Here is an 18342-nt window from a genome sequence, read left to right as displayed (position 1 = left end):
CATTATTGTTTAATAAATTTTGTAGTTATCTCTCCTTGTATAGTGCTTATGCTCGCTATATAGGTTCCTGGAATTAGGTTAACCCGTGGTTTTATCTTGGTAAAGCCTACCTCTAGCTTGAGTTGCTCGGTGCTCATTACTTTTCCGCTCATATCAATAATCCTTAAGGTGGTTAAAGCGACTTCGGGCATGTTAATGAGCATTTCCAACACTTTATCATTGGGATAAATGGCTTGGATAGTAGCTTTCGTGGTATTGGTGAATTGCATAAAGCGAACATCAGATAAGCTGAATTGCCCATTAGTGTCTACCGATTTCAAGCGATAATAGTTTAACCCTTTGAACGGACTGGCATCTACATATCTATAATGAATGGGCTTATCGGAATAACCGTTGGCTAAAACCTTCCCTATTTCCTTAAATAATCCATCGTCTTGTGCCCGCTGTATTTCAAAGTAGGCACTTTCTTTTTCTGAAGATGAAGACCAGTTAAGTGTAGTAGTAAGGTTGCTTTTTTGCAATGAAAATGCCTGCAATGAAATAGGCAGCACGTCATTTTGAGGAACGGCAGTAAATGAATAACACACACCTCTGAAAACGGTGTTTGCGGCGGCGGTTGCCAAAACTACTGGTGTAGCCGAAAAAGTTCCATTTAAACCGCTATTATCTGTAATGCTCACCAACTCTCCACCGCCTGCATCGCTAGTACCACTTTTACGAGTGGCGTACATCACCACACTTCCATTAGTGGCATTACCTGTTATTCCCACATATTGATCATTGGCTACTCCTATTTTCCCATTACTTACCCATGTTCCATTAACCAAGGAGTATTTAAAAACTCCAGCGGTATTATCAGCTACATAAAGTACATCTGGACCAGGTACCGTATTGCATACATCAGCCAAAAAAAACTGACAAGGACTACCTGTTGAAGGATAACCAGGCAAATTGGCTACTGCTTGCCCTGTAATAGGTAATACACCTGGTCCAACGATAGCAATTCTAGTATCACCACTGGTAGAAGACATGTACAATTGCCCATCGAAAACATTAATGGCCCGCCCCGTAACCGTGGTTAATGCCGTAGAAGTAGTAGTACCAACTTGCGCATAACGAACTCCAGTAGTTCCACCTGTCATCCAAATACCTTTATTTCCATCAAAAACAGCACAACGGGCATTTACGGCCGAAAAGGCATCGGTAACACTGGTCGAAGTATTGATGGTATGATTGGCGTAAATAATACCCGCAGTTCTGTTGATGGTACCGCTTACGGAAGTACCAACGGAAGCTGTTCCAAGGGCGGCATCATAACCAAATAAACAAACGGATTGCCCATCGGGAGATAGCACCGGATAACCTTCATAAGCATATTTACCTGACAGCGTCAACTTTTTATGAGTTCCTGAGTTGACAATGGGCATCGCAATCGTTCTGATTAAAGTTCCAGAAGTATTGTATTCATCCAAATAAACGGGAGTTGCAGCAGTAGTGAGCGAGGCACTGCCATCGCCAATTCTTACTACGAAAATGTTTCTGTTGGATAAATTTTGAGCATGCAGCTCCAGTACTATGCAGCAGATGAGCAGCAGTAGTAAATAGCCATATCGTTTCATACCACAGCTTTGGTTAGTTTAACTTATTGTAATAGCAACAGTTATTGGATACCGCTGTAATAATTGATAACAGCAGTTCTTTTTATAAAGTGAAAAGGGTTCTCAAAAAAATAGTCTGTTATTTCAAAACGGAACAAAGTGGAGTGAAATCTAGCGTTCAAATAGCATTATGCTAGATTTCTCCTCCTATCGTCGTCGAAATGAAGACAAAGGTCAATTTCGGGCAACCTCTTCCCTATTTATTTTGCAATTTTTGTTTTGGTGATTTCACTACCAATTTTAGAAGCTACGATATATACACCTCTGCTAGCAGTAAATGGTACCTCAACGGTATTCCAACCGCTGGTTAGGTTTGCGCTTACTTTTGCCAAGGCATTTCCCGAAATGTTATAGACCTTAATTTCTGAAGTTGAATTGGTTGACGCAAATACAGAAACCTGTAAGCTGTTATCTTTCACCTGAACTTTTAAGTCGTTTTTCTGAAGGCTCGATTTTACTGGAATTGGACCATAGTCTTCAAAACGACTATCGAAATCTACTTGACGTAATTTGTAGTAAACCGTTCCCGATAATGGTGATAAATCTGTGAACGAATAGTTCAGGACCTCATTGGTGGTTCCGTTTCCTTTAACGGTACCAATTTTGGTAAAATTCTGTACATCGGTCGATCTGTAAATCTCATAATGTGAGTTATTTTGCTCGGAAGCCGTAGACCAACTTAAGCGTACACCATTGGCAGCTTCTTTGCCTGTAAAAGAAAGTAGCTTTACTGGCGTAGTGGTTACGGTTGGAGAAAAGGATAAACCACGAAATACAGTATTGGCTGCTGCCGTAGCAATATCTGTAGCAGTAGCAGTCATTGCAACATTGTGACCAGTTGCATCTGTAATTTTAAATAATTTATTAGCTGATGTGCCAAATCTCACCCCGTAAAGCGTCACTTCATTTCCAGAAACTACTCCTGTTAAACCTGTATACTGTCCCGAAATGTTACCATTTAATACCCAATTGTTATTTACCAGTGAGTACTTGGCAATACCATCAGTTATTGCTGTATTAACAACATATAAAACATCATAGCCAGGTATCGTAGCATCAACATCCGCAAAGAAAAACTCCCTGCCAGATGGTGTAGCGGTTGGCATACCAGGCAATCCTGCAGCGGTCTGTCCAGTGGTTGTGGGTAAGCCTGCGCCAATAGAAACTACGGGACCATTTGTACCTGATACTTGCGAGGCATAAAGTTGGTTATTGAAAATTCGCATAGACCTTCCAGTACGAGCAATTATTGAAGTTGCCGTAGTCGCCCCAATGGTAGCATGATAAATATTGATTGTACCACCACCCATCCATACGTTATTTCCATCTACAACAGCTGAGGATATGAATTGTGTATTAAAAATATCTAGTGCAGTACTTGTGTTTACATTACCCGTTCCATCTATTACCCCTACCACCCTGTTATAGGTTGCACTAGCCGATGCTGCTATCGAAGCTGTGCCTACAGGTGCATCATAACCTGTTAAGGTGAGCTTTTTACCATCTTGCGAAAGTGATAAAAGTCCTTCCGATGACGAATTACCGGATAAGGTTAATTTTCGGTTAGCACCCACCACCGCAGTAGGCAAAGCAATACTTCGAAGCAAAATACCGCTGGTAGAATATTCATCAATAAATACGGGTGTAGCATTTGCTCCTAAGGTTGCTGAACCGTCGCCAATCCGCAGCACTGATAAACTGCCTGCGGTGAATGCAACTTGTGAAAACCCTGTGTGGGCAGCCACTGCAAACAAACAACTTAATAGTAGTTTTCTTTTCATCATAGTTTGGTTTAAAAGGTTAGGGTTTTTGAGGCGATAATGAAAGTCCACGAAATACTGTATTGGCACCAGTTTTAGCCAATATCGAGCGGCTTAGTGCTGAAATAGACCCATCGTGACCTGTATTGTCGGTAATTTTAAATAGTTCTGATGAAGTAGCTCCATATTTAATTCCGTAAACGGTTACTTCGTTACCAGATACCGTAGCAGTAAGACCAGTGTATTGCCCTTTTACCGTTCCATTTGAAACCCAAGAACCATCTACTAGAGAGTATTTCGTAATCCCGTCAGTGATTCCTGTATTTGCAATGTATAGTACATCATCACCTGGGATATTTGGATTTAGGTCTGCAAAGAAAAATTCTCTACCAGTTGGACTAGTTCCATTTATGGTAATGCCAGGTATAGCGGCTGCAATTTGTTTACCTGTTACCGGCAGGCCATTTCCAATAGTAACCAAAGGACCTACCAAGCCAGATGACTGAGAAACATATAATTGATTTTTAAAGATGCGAATAGACCTTCCAGAACGACCAATAATGGAAGTTGCATCGGTTGAACCAATCGTAGTTGTGTAAATATTTGCGCTTCCACCAGCAACCCAAACCTTATTTCCATCGGTTACTGCCGAACTGATATAAACCTTAGAATAAATATTTAACGAGGTGCTAGTATTTACATTACCCGCACCGTCTATTACACCAATTACCCTGTTAGTTTGATCACTTTCTGAAGCAACTACAGCGTCTGTACCCACAGCAGCATCGTAACCTGCTAACGAAAGTTTCTTAGCATCTTGAGAAAGCGATAAAAGTCCTTCGTAGGAAGAAACACCAGGGGTATTTCCATCTAAGGTCAGTCGTTTGTTTTTTCCCGTCGATGCAGTTGGTAATGCAATGCTTCTAATCAGCTTTCCACTGGTCGAATACTCGTCGATAAATACAGGAAGAGCGGATGTTCCCAAAGTTGTTCCATCTCCAACCCTTAATACCGACAGGCTGCCTGAAGTAAATGCAGTTTGAGAAAAAGCGTTACCTACAACAATTGCAAATAAACTGGTTAGTAAAAGTTTTTTATTCATATCAGGATTTTAAATAATACGAGTTGGTTAAGAAGCATCTAAAACTTTGATGAATGAAACCATACTTATTATACGAGGAAACATTCGATGATTAGCTTGTGCAAAACCCGTAAGTGAGTTTAATTAAAAGATTTATATTGGTTTGGTTTGGTTTGGTTTTTATTTTAATCAAAAGTATCAGTTATTTTTGAAAAAGCAATTTTTTTTGAAAAAACTTTTTGTTTGACGAGATGGTGAGGGGAAGCGGTACTGTTTTTCATCATTGCTAACTTCGATCGGTCGTCATCCTGAATTTATTTCAGGATCGTAGAGCCAGGTTTTATAACTTTTTAAGATTATCTACGATGAACACTTCGTGGTTCCCGCTTACGCGAGAATGTGCCGTCATCCCGAATTTTCGGGATCGTAAAACAATAGCAGGTTTTATAACCCTTTAAGATCCTGAAATAAATTCAGGATGACGCTCTGATGAATGGCTTTATGCAATATACTAAGGCAAGAAGAGGCGCTAACATGTAAATTGCTTTAAGATTCCAGCCTACGCCTATTGTATGGACATATCTCATTCCTCCCCCTTAAATCCGCCTCCGATGGGAGACACATAGCACTAAGCATTTTGCATATTCCCTCTTTGAGGGGGCAGGGGGAAGAAAACACTGACAACAAATTTTGTGTCCACACGTAGGCCTAATCGGGATGACGCTCTGATGAATGGTAGGTGCTATGCCCAAACATATCTATTGATGCTTTAAAGCCTGGCTATTTACAAATAACCAGGCTTTGAAGTATTTCAATAACGACTTATTATTAGCTTACCACTGCTTTTCTAGAAGCTCTAAAAGGAATCAATGCACTCAATAGAATAATTGTAGCAATTATCGCAACCATATCGGTCGCTTTTGTAGTAAAAGCACACAATACATATAGCAACAAAGCAATGAATGCTAATGAAAACGAAATCACCTGTAATCCAAATTTATTCTGCTTTCTAGTTTCAGCAAGTTCCGCTTCATCTACTTGCACCACCGTTGCTTTACGTACGGCTTTACGCTCCTGTAATTGCAAGTATTCTTTACTAATCAGCCCTTTTGAGGCGGCATAGACTTCGTAAATCACCAATAAGGCAAATGGCAATAATACACCTAGCAACATTTCACTTGCACGGCTTAATTTATAATCAAACACTAGCGGTAGTACGATTTTAAATACTAGGTTTATAACCAAACTGATCATGGTTACCAAAATAGTTACCTTTCCCGTGATTCGTTTAGAGAACAAAGCCCAAATTGGAGGCGCTAACAACGGACCACCAGTGATGGCGCCAACGCTTAAAGTAAACTCCACAATTCCACCAATATAAGGTACAATTAAGGCAATAGCGATCATCCCAAAGCCGAAGCACCAAGAAGAAGTACGAGCCACTTTCATTAACTGTTCATCACTTGCTTTAGGGTTAATATTGCCTTTATAGATGTCGTTGGTAAACACTGCAGAAACCACATTTAACGCAGTATTTGCAGAGGCCGAAGTAGAAAAATACATGCCAGTTAAGATCAAACCCATTAGGCCTGCTGGCAGTACTTGCTTACAAACCATTAAATAAGCATTTTCGGTTTCTATACCAGATAAACCAGGATTAATAGTTTTATATATCATTGGCGGCAACATCCACAACACTGGGCTCAGGATATACAAGCCAGCAAAAAGAAAGGCTACTTTAGAAGCAGATTTTGGCGTATCCACACTGGTATAACGTTGAACAAAAGTCCAATTTCCGCCAATATAAAAAATATGATATAGGGCAAAAGCACCAATAAATCCCCAAGTGTATTCACCGTTAACGGGCTGAAAAAAATCATCGGGAACTTTAGTTAAGAAATTCTGTACGCCGCCGGCTTCTGTAAATGCCAAAGGAATGATTAGCAGAACCGCTGCCGTTAAAATAACAAACTGCAAAATATCAGTTACCATTACCGCCCATAAGCCTCCTACGGCTGTGTAAGCAATCATCAATATGCCAAGCACAACAGTTACAGGTACTAATGGAAACTCAAGAGAAGAACCAACTAATTTAGATACTGAATACAATACAGAACCTTTAATTAACAGGGATACCAGCATAAAAATATAGATAAAGCTCTTTTGAACACTCTCTCCAAGTCTATCTTTTATAAATTCTGCCGCTGTTAAGCTTCCAGTTGCTTTCCATTTTGGAGCGAGATAAATACCTGTTACCAAGCCTCCAATACACATAGTCCACTGAATAGTAACAGCAACCCAACCATGATTGTAAGCAATTGAACCCCATGCAACGAAAGTACCCGCTGAAAAAAAACTCATAAACAGTGATAAACCACCGATGAACCAGGGCACTGCTTCACCACCTGCAAAAAATGATTTTAGATTGCGTCCAGTTCGTGAAAATAACAAACCGATGATGAGGATAAATATTGAAAAAACAACTATTACGGAGGTATCTATTAGCGAGTTCATTCTTAATTAAGTATTGATATTTAAAAGTTAGGCGTTATAACGTCATTGCGAGGTACGAAGCAATCCTACAACAATCGCTAGGTAATAAAACAACCTCTTTAAGATTGCATCCCGAAAAATCGGGACAGACTTTTCCCTTCAATGACGGGATTTACAAAAAGTTATCTCTATCACATCCACAATTCTCGTAAACTATTTCTTATTTGAGTTCTTAATGGTTTGTGCAGCCACTTTCCTCAAATACTTTGCAAAATCTGCAGGAACTTTATTCGGTACAAATTGGATATTTTCAGGAGAATCTTTAAATAGAAAAGCATACCAAATCAATCCACCTAAATATCGTCCAGCTTCATTAGCATGGTTGGCATCAAAAGTAAATTCCTTATTGTTTTTCCAAGAATACCCCATGTTCAACGAGTTGATTTGATTTGGAAGATTAGGATACGTTGGATTGCTAAAGTCGAATGCGGTATCTTTTTGATAAGCATACCCCTTACCCGTAGCAACCTCCTCAAAAGCATCTCCTACTGGGATTAATCTTACTTTCAATTGCTTGGCTGCTGCGTGATAGGCCTCTCTAGATTTTTGCCACATCTCTGCCTGATTTTGCGCCAACTGTCCAGCAGCTACCCTACCAAAAGTTTTTGCATCAGCACGATAGGCCCAAGTTTGATGTAATACCACCTCTGCTTTTGGCTGAATAGACTTAACAAAGTCGTAAAGCTTTTGGGCATAGGGATTGTAACTTTCTTTATCTGCCGAAAGGTAAGAAGCTTGTTGTAAGGTTACAATATCCCACTTCCCTTCTGACAGGAGCGTACGTAAAGATTTTCCTTTATATGGTTTGCCTTCCACACTTTCAGGATTGGATTCTGCCGCCTCCACGTATTTCCAGTGTTGCTCCAATGAATGACCGCCTAATTCGGCCCTACCAATGACCAAATGCTTTCCTTTTTCTTTAACGATTTGAGGCAAGTAAGCTGATGCATTTTGAGAAAAGCTATTGCCAATCAGAAATATGCGGAGGGTGTCGCTTTTGGTTTGGCCGTATGAGACATTGCTTAACAGCATGAGGGCGATTACCGAAAATAAAATCTTTTTGGCACGCTCAATCTTTTGTGCGATCATTTTAGTGTAGTTCATTTATGTAATAATTTTCGAGTTCAATACGTAGCTTGTCTATTGAAGGCATCAATGAATAGCAAACTGGTTTGGTCTGGTATGGTTAAAAATCAAATTTATGAATTATTTCTAATTTTCAAAATCAATTCATAGGAAGTATCTCACCTTTGATCAATATTTTACCAATGTAAGCCACCGTTTTATTGTACTTAGCTGGATTAGCGGTAATATCAGCTGATTGGCTTTCTCCCAAAATCTGCTTTTTGTCGGGTATAATATCAGATACCGTAAACTTCACCGTATGTATTCCGTCCGCCAATTCAAAAAACTCTGCCTGTCCCCTATACCTATTATTGCAATAGAAATTAAACCTGTTGATCAGGTCTTCGGTATTATTTTCTGTTTGGGTTTTTAATACCAATGTTCCTGCCTGTTTTTGGATAGTGGCTTTCATCCCATCAATTTCTAAAGTGAGCTGCCCCACTTCTGGGCCACCAATATCAAAAAAGCCGATCATGTTGCCCTTAAATTTAAACGTGAAATATTCTCCAGGTTTTTCGGCTTTCATTACATAAGGGAACCAACCTGCAAACTGCTTAAAATCTGCCAACCCATTGGGATCAAACTTAGTCCAGCCCTTGCTAAACTGAGCAACAAATGGGGCAAGCATTTTCGCCTCTTCCCAATTATCTGCCAATAATGGCTTTGGTAATTCGTGATTTTTATTTTCGGCATAGTCTTGCATTTTAACGAACGATCGTGCAATTGCCTGTGCATATAAATTCCCTCCTGCTTCCACGGGATGTGTACCATCGTTAGAGAAAATGATCTTATCTGTTTGGGTTTCTGCAGGTGCTTTCCAAAGGAGCTTATCTTCTTTTTCGAGCATACTGGCTTCAAGGCCCATGTGTACCGAAGGTATTTGATAGTAGTCGGCTAATTTTTCGAGGCCGAGAATATTTGGAGGAATTTTTCCGCTGGCGTAAGTCTTGGTCTGGCCGCTGTAAATGGTGTACAGTAAACAAATATCCGTTTGGGGGTTGGCTTTCCATATCTGGCGGATGATACCTTCCATTCCTTCTGCAAAAGCATTGTTAACGGCAAACTCTACAAAAATCAAATCGGGTTTGTACTGCAATACTTGCTCCTGAATTCTACAGGCACCCAAATCAGTTCCCGTACCTGATATCCCTGCATTAATAAACTGCATTTTGGTATTAGGATACATTTCTTGTATAAACTTGGCCGATTGCATGCGATACAAATTAATGCCACGGGTAATGCTTCCACCTATATATCCTATCACTAGCGGTTGTTTCTTTTTCGCCTTGTTAAAAAAATTAGGCAGTCCTTTTCTTACCAAGAAATCGTTGGCATTACTAAAAGTACCAGGCGTAACTGTAGGTGTTGCGGGTACTAAAGGGTCAAAAAATAAGGGCAATGCCCCCGCCTGACTGGCGGCAATAAGGCGTTCCCGTTCTTGAGTTTCTTTACTCATCTGTGTGTTTTTTTGCGCTTTACAAGCTAGGGAGAGCACCAATCCCACTAGCAAGCAAGCGCTTTTACAAAACATTGCAAATTTCATCTGTGATTTCATTGTTTTACACCTTCTAAAATCAAATGAACCTGACGTACTTCATTCTTATCTTTGCTTTTCAAGTTCACACTGACGCTCACAGGCTGATGTGGATCGATTTTATTAAAGGACCATTCGTAAGGATAAGCCAAACATTTAACCGCAGTAGATGCGTCATCATTAATGATTAATTCTGCCTCTGCACCCGTTAATGGCGAAGTACTCAAATAGGTATAAATAGAATCCCAACCAAATGGTGAACGAATTCTGAAAGCATACAAAGTACCCCAAGGAGCGCCAAGATTGATTTCTTTCATCCCCTCCTTTACCGGTAAAAGCTCCTTTTCTGCCGTATTCGTTTTAAGCTGGAAAGAATAGGCTGCTAAACCTTTTCCAGCAATAGTTGCTTTTATTTTATTGTCAACAGACATTATACCTGCCTGTTCAGGATTTTGTGACTGATAAAGCTTAATCTCTGTATTTTCAATCCCTATTTCGTTGGCATTGAGCGTGAGATTAAACTGCTGCTGTTTGCTAGATTCGTTTAATAAGATGACCCAAAAACGATCTTTAGACTTCGCAGTAAGGTAATTGATTTCGGGAATATCAATGCTCACCAAGCCTTTTTTTAGCCAAATACTGGCATTGCTATCGTCGTAAATGGTTCCTTTTCCACCACCATAAATTCGGTTGTTAAACCAAACAAAACCTTCTTGCTTGCCCCAAGGAAAACTGATTCGCCCCCGTGATCTTTGTACCGCTTCGGTCACTAAAAAATCTAAGGTAAAAGCCAAATGCGGAGCAATATGATGGTAGTAAATTGAATTGATATCTGGGCCTTTGTAGGGATATTCGGCCCGATAAGTAAGATCAGTAAAACCTGTGGCGTAATAACCTGGATAGCCAGAAAAACGTCCGATAATTGAGTTTCTAGCATATATTTCAAAAATATCACGCTTATTATATTCTGCCATTCTTAATAAATGCGGCGCCCAGGTTGACATAAAAATATGGCGAACATTTTTATTCGGCAAAAAGAAGGTACTAGGTTGCTCCAAGCCAAGCCCCACAGGAGAAATTAATGACTGCGGGACTTCTTTTTCTTTCACATCGCCAGTACGGCGAGGAAATCCTAAACGAAATTTATCGCCATTTTTCCACCATAAATTGGTATTGCCTTCATATTGGTTTCCCTCGTGGATCAATTGCGGTTTTTCTTCAACCGTTGGATAGGAACGTATTCCCGCAATGGTAAAAAAAGATGCGTACTCTGCTGCCTGTGCAAACGAAGCATCTTTAGTTACTTCATAAAGGTCCATCAAATCCCACCAGTACGGATAAAACGAGGTGTTATAAAACGGTTGAGCAGTAAGCAAATTGCTTTTGGCACCATACACTTCATTTTGTACAAAGTCTTTGGCATGTGAAACAGCTTCATTAAGCCATTTTTTATCTTTTGTAAGGCGATAGGCGGCTAATTCTTGTGTCCATGCGGGTAGGTTGACCGAGTAGCCCGAAAGTTTGCGGGGTAACTGATCTGGCATGGCAACTTGTAACAACCAAGGGTTTTTGTGTCCTAGCAATTGATTAAGTGATTCGAAATAAGCCGTGTTAAATTGTACGTTTTTGTAAGGATTTAATTCGAGCGACTGCTTTGTAGCATTATATGGTGCGCCTACACCAGTTGCCCATCTGAATGCACTACGCGACAACGTGTACTCTATAGTTGGTAGCGCTCTGGTTAAGTATAAATCTTCATCTTTACCAATTACCGAAGCTGAAATAATGGCCAAAGGCGATGATTGTGCTACGGTTGGCGCAATTTTAGGATCGGCTTCTATGTCATAAAAACCTTTCAGCTTTGGGTTCCATCCCGAAGCATCCTCATTTTTGATCAGATCGATGATGTTAAAGGCGGCATTGGTTAAGGAGGTAGAATCTTGTAAACGATAATCCTTTACCTGATAAATATGGGTAGAGATATAGACCAAAGCTTCGTTCCAATTACCGGAAACAGCACCAATATTAAATTTTCTTTTTAAAGTTGCGCCTTTCAGCAATTTCGAATCGCTTAAGCCCAACACTGGCGCAAAAGCCACAGGCTGTACTTCGTTTAACTCATTTTTTATTGAAAAGCCCATGCGTGAGCTCACGTCTTTTGCCCAATCTAAGGGAAACTCATCGGCTACGCCCGACACAAATAAACTTAAAGGTTTGCCTGTGCTAGCTACTTCTACAATTGCCAAAGGTTGGGGAGTCATGGCGCTAGGCACCAACAGCGGTTCCTGAGGAATACGAGTATAATTGAACATGGGAGGTAACTGCACATTTTTTACGCTATTGGCCGAAACACCTTGAAACGCCGAAACCACAAAGCTGTAAAAACCTTCTTCTTTAGCTGTATACTCCAAACTCAATTCGTAATTGGCCGACTCGGGTTTTAGTTTCCAAGTGCCTTTTATCTCATTTCCATCTTCGGCTAAATAGGTGATTTTAATTTCTTCGGACGAAACCTGTGTAAAGGATGTTGGTTTGCATAAAAGCAAATCGCCTGAGAAAAATGGATTTTTAGCACCATTTGGATCCATTACCTGATAAGATTTTCCATTTGCAGAAAAGGTGGTGATGCTCGATGCATTTTTCCACGAGGCATAATAGGGTCCAAATTCAATTTTAGGTTTCTTAGCCCTTAACAGGAAAATCCTATTTTCTTCTACATTTTGGCTAAGGCTCACCCATTTGTTATCCTGAAAAACTTGAGAGAGTATAACGATCTGTTTTTTGTTTGTCTTAGCGTCAAAGACTTCTTGTAGGGTCAGTTTTAGCTTGCCGTTGGTTAAGGTGCCAAGTACTTTTTCTTTTTTAGTGAAGCGAATTGGTGTAGCGATATTTACTTGGGCCTGGCTTTGGGCAACCTGAACAGGTTTTAAATAATAGCTACTGAGCGATTGTTCTTTTTGATTGGGATCAAAAGATTCATCGGTGGTAAAAAAAATAGCATCGCAGCGGGCAAAACTTAACTTCGTGTTTTTTAACCTTAGCAGATTTTCGCCTGCATTTAACGTCACTTTGCCTACTTTCTCCCAACGATAACCTTCTTTTAAATGAGCACCAGATTCTGTAGTCAATGGTTCATCGTTGCAGATCAAAAGATATTTTCTTGTTCCTGGTTTATTTTCAGCGTAATCTCTTGATTTGGTCCACGCAAAATAATTGCCTTTGCTGGCTACTTTAATCACCGTGAATGCATCAGCCGCAGGCTCAGCAGCAGCAGATCCAATGAGCGCTCCTTTTCCAGAAACATTTGTTCCTGCTTCTTTACCAAAAGCCCATCCGCCCAGGAATTGAAAATCTTCGGCTTCTATCAGATAGTTTGTCGGTGCTTGCCCATAAGTATTTACAGCGAAAAAGCAAGCCAACAATATGGTAAAACTTATTTTAAAGCACTTTCTATCAACATTAACCATTTGTTTCATCATCAATAATTTAAGGCAATCACTTTTAAACCATAAGCTTCAATTTCGATATTCCAAGTTTGATCGGCAGCGGCTAATTTTTGCTTTTTCGAATCAGCATTAAGAAATACAGCACTTTTAATTTTGTTTACCGAAGCCCCCTGAATTTTCTCGGGATTGATATGGATTTTTGTAGTTAACGGCTTGTTGCTGTTATTGAGCAAAACCAAAAAGCATTTCTTCTGATCTGTATTGATGGCTTCGATATAATCCAAGTAAGGACTGTCTGCTTTAAGCAAACCATCACTAAGCATTAATGAAACAGGCGTGCTATATATTTTCCCTTTTGCAAAGCCATAACTTTGGTGCGGCCCTACTTTTGGGGTAATAAATCCTCTTGGAAAGGAAACTTCACCATTAGAACGAAACTTTGCTTCCGACAAAAGGTAATCGGTAATCCATCCAATTTGCCACCAAGCATGATGAGGAAAAGAACCTGGCCCAGCATTCATAGCGGTCCAGTAATAAGAAGCTACACTTGTTTTTTTGTCTACAAAAGCATCGCGGCCCCATGCAGCAGCTCTAGCCATATCTAAATAAATAGGGTCTTTCGTAAGCTCATGAATACGCACAAATAAACCAGCGTGACTGGCCAGTAAAATCGGTCCAAGAGAATTTGCAGAGCCAATACTTCCACCATGTTCAAAGCTTAAACCAACTTGGCTTATTTCCCAATCTTGGCGACTGATGCCTTTTACCGTTTTCACTTCTTTTGTAGGAATTGGATGCGTATAAATAGAAGTAGTATAAAATTTCGCAGCTTTAATTGCCGATTTTAGATAAAGGTCTTTTTTGGTGAGCTCATACAAATCTAACAATGCCTGAATGCTCTGTCCTGTAGCAAAATCTTGAACAAATCTAGTATCACCACAAACGCCTAAGAAATGGCCGCTATCAACCGCTTGTTTAATATACCAATCAGCACCTTTACAGGCAGCTGTTAAATATTTCTGATCACCCAAAACTCGATAGGCAATCAACAATCCGTAAAAAGTTGGGCGTAAATCCTGAAGTTCTGTAAAGAGTTGTTTTTCTGATGCATGATCGTAAGCTACCGCCCATTCGCCTTGCTGGCCTTGCCAAGCCAGCAATCGCTCTGCGCCTTTTCTTAATTTATCTTTTAATTCGGCATCGTTAGGTTCAAACAATAAGATATTGCCGATATCCATCATGGTGTAGTAAGTTAAGCCAATAGGTTCTACGTATGGTCCCCACTCTTCGGTAAACTTTTTGCTTTTGGATAAATAATACTGCCCTGAAGCAGATCCTTCAAAAAAACCTGTTTTTTCTTCTTGTTGAAGCAGTTTAAAATTACGGGCAAAGGGTAAACGTTGCTTTTGTAAAACAGAGTCTTTCATGATATTAGAAAGCATCCACATGGCGCCGTAATCTGAGTTTTTCATTGCATCTTTATCCGAACCCAATACCCCGCCAAGATAAGCCTGTGCACCAATCGTTAGGTTTTTATACTGTTCAGTACGCCACATCGAGGTATTATCATCAACCACGTATTTATGCATGGCCAAAATGCGATCTGTTAGCGATTGAGAAGTTTGCTTCAAGTCTAAAAAGTCTTTAAAGCGATAAATATCATAAACGGCATGTTTAAATACAGTATACCAGTCTGCAGCTTGAAGCGAGTATCTAAAAGTAAAGTTTGTTGTCTCTCCTTTTTTAAGGAATGATCCTTTTTGGCCCAATACGGGATGATAAGCCGTTGGCGAAAGCTTGGCCTCTCTATTCATCAACGAAAGACCAAGCCGCCATTCATTGTGTGTGTTTTTATCTTTGCTCCAAGGGTTTCTGCCTGTGCCCGGTTCTGGAATAACAGCCATGGTCACCCCATTTTTAGAACTGATTAATGGCGAAAGTGTACTAGCGGTACGTTCTCTCAGTACAATTGGTCTATCTGGTATTCCTTGTCCGTAGGCATAAGCTTTCACCAAGTCTTTTTCTACGGTTGCGCCCTGAAAATATCCTGGCATTAAACCCCAAGACAGTTGGTCATTTGAAACCGTAGCCACAGTTGGACTTGCGATAGAATAGTACCCGTCTTTATTGGCTTTTAGTGTTATTTTAACTGTAATATCTGTAGGAAATTTTGGATCGATTTGCCATGAGGCATTGATGTTTGCGGTTCCCGTTTCTTTAGCAAAACTCAAAGACTGGTCCTTATTTTTTGCTACCCGATCTGGATAGAAATGAAGCGCTTCTCCGGCAGTATTTAGCTGCACCGATTGCGTTACCTGACTCCAGTGAGAAGTGATGTACTTGTAAATAGGTTCTGGAAAATTAGACTTTTTGCCATCCTTATCAAACAACGGAGCTTCTACCGTATCTGGTTTAACTGCCGTATAGAGCAATGTATATTTTCCATCCGGATTGGGTAACGGTACCCAATTCTGTTGACCTTTAACTGCAATATTTACAATGCGCCATCCTTTGTCATCTTTTTTCCAACGGAGATCTAGTTTCGATCCTTTCAACACCATATCGTTATCGCTTTGCCAAGCAATATTACCGATAGTTATAATGGAAAGAAAGCTAAACAGACCTATATAAAAAGCATATTTTTTCTTGAAAGTCATAACGAGAAGTGGATCTTATTGAACAATATTAAGTGTGATTTCTTTAACTGTTTCTTTGGCAGATTCGCCTAATCTATTTGACGCTAAGAAAGTAACTTTATATATGCCTGCGCTATTAAATTTATAAGTAAAATCTGATGTTTGTGTACTGATATTTTTAACTACAAACCCTACATCCGATTTGATGAAATTAGGATCTAGCTGTTTAGAAACTACCCAATCTTCATTATCATCTGAGTTAGCTGCTCCGCCGTACATTAGCAGTTGAGCACTTGTAATGGTCCATACTGCCGCTGGATTTTTATAGTTGATGCCCACCCAACCTGCATCAGCCATTACAGCTAATGGAGTAACTGAAGTACCACGAACAGAATTGGCGTTAAAAGTACGGATTACCCAACGGTTTTGTTGTGCAGTGGTTTTCACATCCGTGTATTTAAATGCAACGGAGATGGGTTTTCCAAGATCAGAAAAATCGGATAAATCAATTGCACCCGATGGTGTATTATCTGCACCTGTAGAAAACACAGCACGGCTAGAAACGTCAGTCCATTTTGCGGCGCTAACAGTAGTTGCATTAATGGCGCCAGTAATGTCTGACGTAACCATTAACGAAAGGTTTTGTCTCAAACCTCTATCTAACAAAGACGTAAACTGAAGTTGTAATTTACCAGGCAACGAAGTACGGTTACGGTGTTCGTATTTTTTTCCATCTTCCCCAGAATAAAAGGTAATGTTATCTGGGTTTCCTGAAAAGTTAAATGTTATTTCTTCGCCAACTTTAAAAGTTAAGGCAGCAGTGCGCACTTCGAATCTAGGTTGTTCTACCTTATCTTTAGCACATCCCGATAGCAAAAACAGCAAAGCGCTTATAGTAAAAATCAAATGTTTCATTTTTCTAATATTTGTATTCATCAATTTTACCAACCAGGATTTTGATCATTAATGCCAATACCAGGGTTAAGTACCACTTCTGAGTTTGGAATTGGGAATAGAAGATTTCTGGCCGAAGTATTCTTACCTGCTGAAGCTGCATATCTCCAGTTAGTTGGCGCACCTGCGGTAATCTCCGTAGCTAAAGTGTTCATTTTGGTTACATAAATGCCCCAGCGTTTTAAGTCATGCTGTCTCATCCCCTCAAAAGCAAACTCTCTAGCTCTTTCATTTTGAATTTCTTCCAAAAATCTAACTGAAGATAGGCCAACTGATACATCTATCGTAGGATCTGATACTGTTACTGGTTTATTATGCCCTCTTCTTCTTACTTGATTCAGGTAGGTTTCTGCCAAAGCGTTAGGACCATTATTGATAGCATTGGCAGCTTCTGCATACATTAATAACACATCCGAATAGCGTAACACAGGGAAATTAACCGAATTAAAATCTTTTACTTTTGGCGTTACACTTTCGTAAGTTCTTCGCCACTTACCTATGTTACGATCGTAAATCTGGGCACTTGTCCAAGCAGTTTGAGTGGTTACGTTATTAGTGGTAGTGTATCTAAATGGAGCTATGCACCAATCGCGTCGCACATCTGTAGCATCGTACAAATTGTATAAACGTGCCGTGGTATTAATGCTTCCTGTTGAATAGCCTGGATCAACCAAATCTGTACTGGTAATGCCATTACTAATTCCCAAAGTACCACCTTGCATAAAATTACCTGTATTGTTGCCATAAAAACCAATCTCCCAAATACATTCTTTTGTATCTTGTTGATCTTTTGCGGCATTGATAAAAATTTGCTTATAATCCGAATTTAATACGTGTCTACCAGAGTTGATTACCAATTCAGACCATTTCAAAGCTTCGCTATATTTAGATTGATCATTTAGTGGCTGACCTGCCATAGTTAAACAAACTTTTGCGAGTATGCCTGCAACTGCAGATTTCGTTATTCTCTCACTATATTCGATACCCGTATCTGTTTTATCTAGCGGATCTTTTTTAATATCGAGCACTAAAGGATAGGCTTCCGTCATATCTTTTAAAATCTGTGTATACACATCTTTAAGTTGTGCTCTAGGCAATGGCGTTTCTGTTGGAATTTTGGTAGAAGTCAATTTCAACGGAACTCCTCCAAAATTATCAGCCAATAAAAAATAGTAGTACGCTCTTAAAAATAATGCTTCACCACGTATATTGTTTCGTTTCTGCTCATCCATTACGGGCTTATTTATATTCTCTAGCAATGTATTAGCACGATCTATACCTTGATAAAGCGCTTCCCAAAATCTGCCAATATCAACGTGTGCCGCATCAAAATCTAACACATAGATAGAAGCCGTAGAAACATTACGATAAAAAAACTCATCGCTAATAGCCAAGTAGGTAAACAAACCTCTGCGGTAAGTTCTTTCATCAGCTAGCTTATTATACACTCCAACCAAGGCAGTATTTAGTTCGCTTTCGGTATTAAAATGATTTTCTGGCGTTTTAAAATCAGAAGGTTCTGTTTCCAAAAATTTCTTGCAGGAAGTGAATGGCAAGATCAGTAAGATGCACATCAAATAAATAATCCTTTTCAT

General features: G+C 39.7%; 10 protein-coding genes. All 10 read right to left on the bottom strand.

The window, feature by feature from the left end:
- Positions 1 to 2 precede the first annotated feature (2 nt).
- Positions 3 to 1619: a T9SS type A sorting domain-containing protein gene (locus CRO54_RS04250; RefSeq protein WP_097129046.1), complete on the bottom strand. Its 1617-nt coding sequence runs from the start codon at positions 1617 to 1619 to the stop codon at positions 3 to 5.
- A gap of 239 nt (positions 1620 to 1858) precedes the next feature.
- The gene (locus tag CRO54_RS04245) at positions 1859 to 3439 is read right to left on the bottom strand and encodes a T9SS type A sorting domain-containing protein (protein ID WP_097129044.1); all 1581 of its coding nucleotides are present in this window, start codon (positions 3437 to 3439) and stop codon (positions 1859 to 1861) included.
- 19 nt (positions 3440 to 3458) lie between these two features.
- On the bottom strand, positions 3459 to 4520 hold the full coding sequence (locus tag CRO54_RS04240; protein WP_097129042.1) for a hypothetical protein: 1062 nt from the start codon (positions 4518 to 4520) through the stop codon (positions 3459 to 3461).
- An 807-nt stretch (positions 4521 to 5327) separates the two neighbouring features.
- Positions 5328 to 7013 (bottom strand): sodium:solute symporter family protein, encoded by a 1686-nt coding sequence (locus tag CRO54_RS04235; protein ID WP_097129040.1) that lies wholly within the window; start codon positions 7011 to 7013, stop codon positions 5328 to 5330.
- A 192-nt stretch (positions 7014 to 7205) separates the two neighbouring features.
- On the bottom strand, positions 7206 to 8156 hold the full coding sequence (locus tag CRO54_RS04230) for a DUF4886 domain-containing protein (RefSeq protein ID WP_240775017.1): 951 nt from the start codon (positions 8154 to 8156) through the stop codon (positions 7206 to 7208).
- Positions 8157 to 8277: 121 nt separating this feature from the next.
- Positions 8278 to 9633 (bottom strand): SGNH/GDSL hydrolase family protein, encoded by a 1356-nt coding sequence (locus tag CRO54_RS04225; protein ID WP_171047819.1) that lies wholly within the window; start codon positions 9631 to 9633, stop codon positions 8278 to 8280.
- A gap of 95 nt (positions 9634 to 9728) precedes the next feature.
- Positions 9729 to 13187, bottom strand: coding sequence for a hypothetical protein (locus CRO54_RS04220; RefSeq protein WP_138765745.1), 3459 nt, complete (start codon positions 13185 to 13187; stop codon positions 9729 to 9731).
- A 2-nt stretch (positions 13188 to 13189) separates the two neighbouring features.
- Positions 13190 to 15814: a glycerophosphoryl diester phosphodiesterase gene (locus tag CRO54_RS04215; protein WP_240775016.1), complete on the bottom strand. Its 2625-nt coding sequence runs from the start codon at positions 15812 to 15814 to the stop codon at positions 13190 to 13192.
- A gap of 15 nt (positions 15815 to 15829) precedes the next feature.
- Positions 15830 to 16708 (bottom strand): DUF5017 domain-containing protein, encoded by an 879-nt coding sequence (locus CRO54_RS04210; protein WP_171047818.1) that lies wholly within the window; start codon positions 16706 to 16708, stop codon positions 15830 to 15832.
- Between the two features lie 26 nt (positions 16709 to 16734).
- Positions 16735 to 18342 (bottom strand): RagB/SusD family nutrient uptake outer membrane protein, encoded by a 1608-nt coding sequence (locus CRO54_RS04205; RefSeq protein ID WP_097129032.1) that lies wholly within the window; start codon positions 18340 to 18342, stop codon positions 16735 to 16737.

Source organism: Pedobacter xixiisoli (genome assembly GCF_900215335.1).
GTDB classification, from domain to species: Bacteria; Bacteroidota; Bacteroidia; order Sphingobacteriales; family Sphingobacteriaceae; genus Pedobacter; species Pedobacter xixiisoli.
The sequence above is the reverse complement of the archived record's forward strand: the minus strand, read 5'-3'. Positions and strand labels throughout refer to the sequence as shown.

Excerpts from the sequence above, each read along its gene's own strand:
- CRO54_RS04215 (WP_240775016.1), bottom strand. The coding sequence starts at position 15,814 with ATGACTTTCAAGAAAAAATATGCTTTTTATATAGGTCTGTTTAGCTTT.
- CRO54_RS04250 (WP_097129046.1), bottom strand. The coding sequence starts at position 1,619 with ATGAAACGATATGGCTATTTACTACTGCTGCTCATCTGCTGCATAGTA.
- CRO54_RS04245 (WP_097129044.1), bottom strand. The coding sequence starts at position 3,439 with ATGAAAAGAAAACTACTATTAAGTTGTTTGTTTGCAGTGGCTGCCCAC.
- CRO54_RS04205 (WP_097129032.1), bottom strand. The coding sequence starts at position 18,342 with ATGAAAAGGATTATTTATTTGATGTGCATCTTACTGATCTTGCCATTC.
- CRO54_RS04240 (WP_097129042.1), bottom strand. The coding sequence starts at position 4,520 with ATGAATAAAAAACTTTTACTAACCAGTTTATTTGCAATTGTTGTAGGT.
- CRO54_RS04225 (WP_171047819.1), bottom strand. The coding sequence starts at position 9,633 with ATGAGTAAAGAAACTCAAGAACGGGAACGCCTTATTGCCGCCAGTCAG.
- CRO54_RS04230 (WP_240775017.1), bottom strand. The coding sequence starts at position 8,156 with ATGAACTACACTAAAATGATCGCACAAAAGATTGAGCGTGCCAAAAAG.
- CRO54_RS04220 (WP_138765745.1), bottom strand. The coding sequence starts at position 13,187 with ATGAAACAAATGGTTAATGTTGATAGAAAGTGCTTTAAAATAAGTTTT.
- CRO54_RS04210 (WP_171047818.1), bottom strand. The coding sequence starts at position 16,708 with ATGAAACATTTGATTTTTACTATAAGCGCTTTGCTGTTTTTGCTATCG.
- CRO54_RS04235 (WP_097129040.1), bottom strand. The coding sequence starts at position 7,013 with ATGAACTCGCTAATAGATACCTCCGTAATAGTTGTTTTTTCAATATTT.